This window comes from Rhodopseudomonas sp. BR0C11 (genome assembly GCF_010820945.1).
GTDB lineage: Bacteria > Pseudomonadota > Alphaproteobacteria > Rhizobiales > Xanthobacteraceae > Rhodopseudomonas > Rhodopseudomonas palustris_H.
Genome location: NZ_QTKI01000542.1, coordinates 1 through 2,656, shown reverse-complemented (window position 1 = coordinate 2,656; position 2,656 = coordinate 1). Strand labels below are relative to the sequence as shown.

The window sequence follows — 2,656 nt, the reverse complement described above, 5'->3', positions numbered from 1 at the left end:
CGTGATCTGGGCGAGCGCGGTCTCCGGCGTCACCCGGGTGTATGTCGAGCCGCGCTACGCGGGGCCTGGCACGGTGCGGGTGTGGCCGATCATGGACGGGCTCTATGCCGACGGCATCCCGCAGGCGGCCGACATCGCGCGAGTGCGTCTGGCGATCGAGGCAGTAATGCCGGCCGGCGTTCGGCTAGCGGTGCAGGCGGCGGCGGCCCGGGTGGTCAACATCACCGTCAGCGGCCTGACGCCGGACAGGACGGCGGTGCGCGAAGCGGTGCTGGCCGAGCTGCGCGACGCCTTCCTGCGGCGCTCGCGTGTCGCCGGCATCGCTGATGTGCACCCGGCAATGCCGTTCCTGGCCACGCCGGCGACGTTCTCGCGGTCCTGGCTTTGGCAGGCGATTGCCAATGCCACGGGAGAGGATCGCCATGTGCTGGCCGCACCGGATGCGGACATCTCCCTTGTGACGGGTGAGATCGCGACACTCGGCACTGTCACATTCTCTTCCGCAAGCTGAGAGCGGCGATGTTTCGTTGTGCGACGAAAGACGACCTGTTCGACAGGGTCGCATTGCCGCGCGGACGCGCATGGCAGACTCATGAGGGCGGCCCGTCGCAAGCGACGACGTTCGGCCAATTCTGGCTGGCTGCCGCCGAGGTGTTTGCCTTCGTGGCGAAGCGGGCCTGCGATCTACGCTCCGAATTCTGGTGCGCGACCCATAGCGAGACGCACGATCAATGGATGGTCGAATACGGCCTTCCGGATGCCTGCGATCCGTTTCCGGATCTGTGCATCAAGGTCGCCGCGATCGGCGGCACCCGCTGTGAATACTATGCGGCGATCGCCGCGCGGGCCGGATGGTCGATCGCCTGCATCGAGATGAAAGGATGCGGAGCGCGTGCCGGATGCGCCCGCGCCGGCGCGGCGCAGCCGGGCCGACGGATCAGCGGGCTCTTGAAGATCATCGTCGATCTTGCGGCGAGCCCGGCCTATGCGGGCCCCGGATCGCAGGTGCCCCGTGCCGGCCGCTTCAGGCCAGGTTGGCGGCTCGGATGCCCGCCGGATATCGGCCCGCTCAAATGCCTACTCGCGCGCATCGTCCACGCTGAAATCGAGATCATCTACGAGGTGACCAATGGCTGATATTTTCGGGCCCGCATCGGCCGATCTTGCCGTCACGGTGCGGCCGACCGAGACGCGGACGTTCGACGTCTTCGACACCTGGTTCAAGGATTGCTCGGAGCCGACGGCGGAAGACGGCACCGAGATGCAGGCCGCTTTCCTCAACGGCATGATCGCCGCGCTTCGGTCGCTGGCTCGCGTCAATGGTGCGACATCGGCGGACTCATCGATCAAGATCGTCCCGGAAGTCGGCACCGATGATGCGCTGCTCACCAAGGCCGTGCAGCATCTGATCCAGCGCGGTCAGCCGAGCTATGCGGTGGACACCGGGTCGGCCAACGCATGGGTCGTCACCCTGGCCCCGGCCTGTGTCGAGTACAAGGAAGGCATGCCGATCCGCGTGAAGATTTCCAACGCGGTGACGGGTGCGTGCACGATCAACGTCAATGGCCTCGGCGCGAAGCAGGTCGTCAAGCTGGATGGCAGCGCGCTCGGGCCTGGCGATCTGCCAGCAGGTGCGACCGTTCAATTGCACTATGATGGCACGAAATTCCAGCTCGTCGGCGCTCTCGCCAACACCCAGAAGCGGCTGACCGGCGCGTTGACGCTCTACGTCAATGGCGCGACCGGTTCCGATACGGCCTACGACGGATCATCGAACACGGTCTCCGGCACCGCAGGCCCTTTCGCGACGGTCCAGAAGGCGATCAACGTGGCGGCGATCTATGCGCAGGGACCGTATGCGGTCACGATCAGCATCGCCGCATGGGGAACGAACTACGCTGGGGCTTCGACCCCCTACTACCCGATCCCGACGCTGATCATTGCGGGCGCTGGAAGCACTTCGACCGTAATCAACGGCGGGGCGTCATCGTGCGCTCTGGTGGTAACGGGACTGAACACCGTCACCGTGCAGGGTTGCAAGCTGCGGAGCAGTGGCGGTTCGTTCGCTGTGCTTCGTGCCCAGCAGGGGGCCCAGGTCTATATCGCAACCGACGTCGATATCGCGGATGGCGGGGCGGGGTTGAACGCCATCTATGCCGGCGTCATCACCGTCAACAGCAGTATCAAGTTTTCTGGCGCGTCATCGCGCTGCATCTTCGCACAGGCGCAGGGAACGATCGTGCTGGATGGCGCTACGATCACCCTGAGCGCGGCGATCACCGGCACCGAATTCGTGCAGGCGGCCGACGGAGGGTATGTCTCCGCACCTTACTGCACCTTCGTCAATCCCGGCAATTTCACCGGCTACAAGTACACCGCAACGCTGAACGGTGTGATCGAGACGCTCGGCAGCGGCGCAAACTATTTCCCGGGGTCGGTCGCTGGTCGCACTTTGATGGGGGGACAATATGCCTGATCCGCTTTTCCCGATGCGCTGGTTCTGGCTGGCGGATGACGGCCGTGTGTACTCGTCTGCGGCGCAGGATGTGACGACTGAGCAGGATGCCGACTTCGCGGCATTTGTCGCCGAGGGGAGACGCCCGACCCGGTGGCCGTCGGATGCGAACGGGCTGCAGACTGATCGGGCGCCGCTCGA

Annotated in this window: 3 protein-coding genes and 1 pseudogene; all 4 read left to right on the top strand. The window is 65.2% G+C overall.

Annotation, left to right across the window (positions count from 1 at the left end):
* The coding region (locus tag DYI24_RS24815) for a baseplate J/gp47 family protein (RefSeq protein WP_205523678.1) at positions 1 to 511 on the top strand (511 nt) is incomplete at its 5' end.
* Between the two features lie 8 nt (positions 512 to 519).
* Positions 520 to 1,137: a hypothetical protein gene (locus DYI24_RS24810; protein ID WP_164574219.1), complete on the top strand. Its 618-nt coding sequence runs from the start codon at positions 520 to 522 to the stop codon at positions 1,135 to 1,137.
* Between the two features lie 37 nt (positions 1,138 to 1,174).
* Positions 1,175 to 2,476 (top strand): hypothetical protein, encoded by a 1,302-nt coding sequence (locus DYI24_RS24805; protein ID WP_164574218.1) that lies wholly within the window; start codon positions 1,175 to 1,177, stop codon positions 2,474 to 2,476.
* A pseudogene (locus DYI24_RS28150) lies at positions 2,469 to 2,656 on the top strand (hypothetical protein); the annotation flags it as partial. The gene DYI24_RS24805 and the pseudogene DYI24_RS28150, both read left to right, overlap by 8 nt.

What these genes read in the sequence shown, in the direction of transcription:
- DYI24_RS24810 (WP_164574219.1), top strand. Translation starts at nt 520, where the DNA reads ATGTTTCGTTGTGCGACGAAAGACGACCTGTTCGACAGGGTCGCATTG.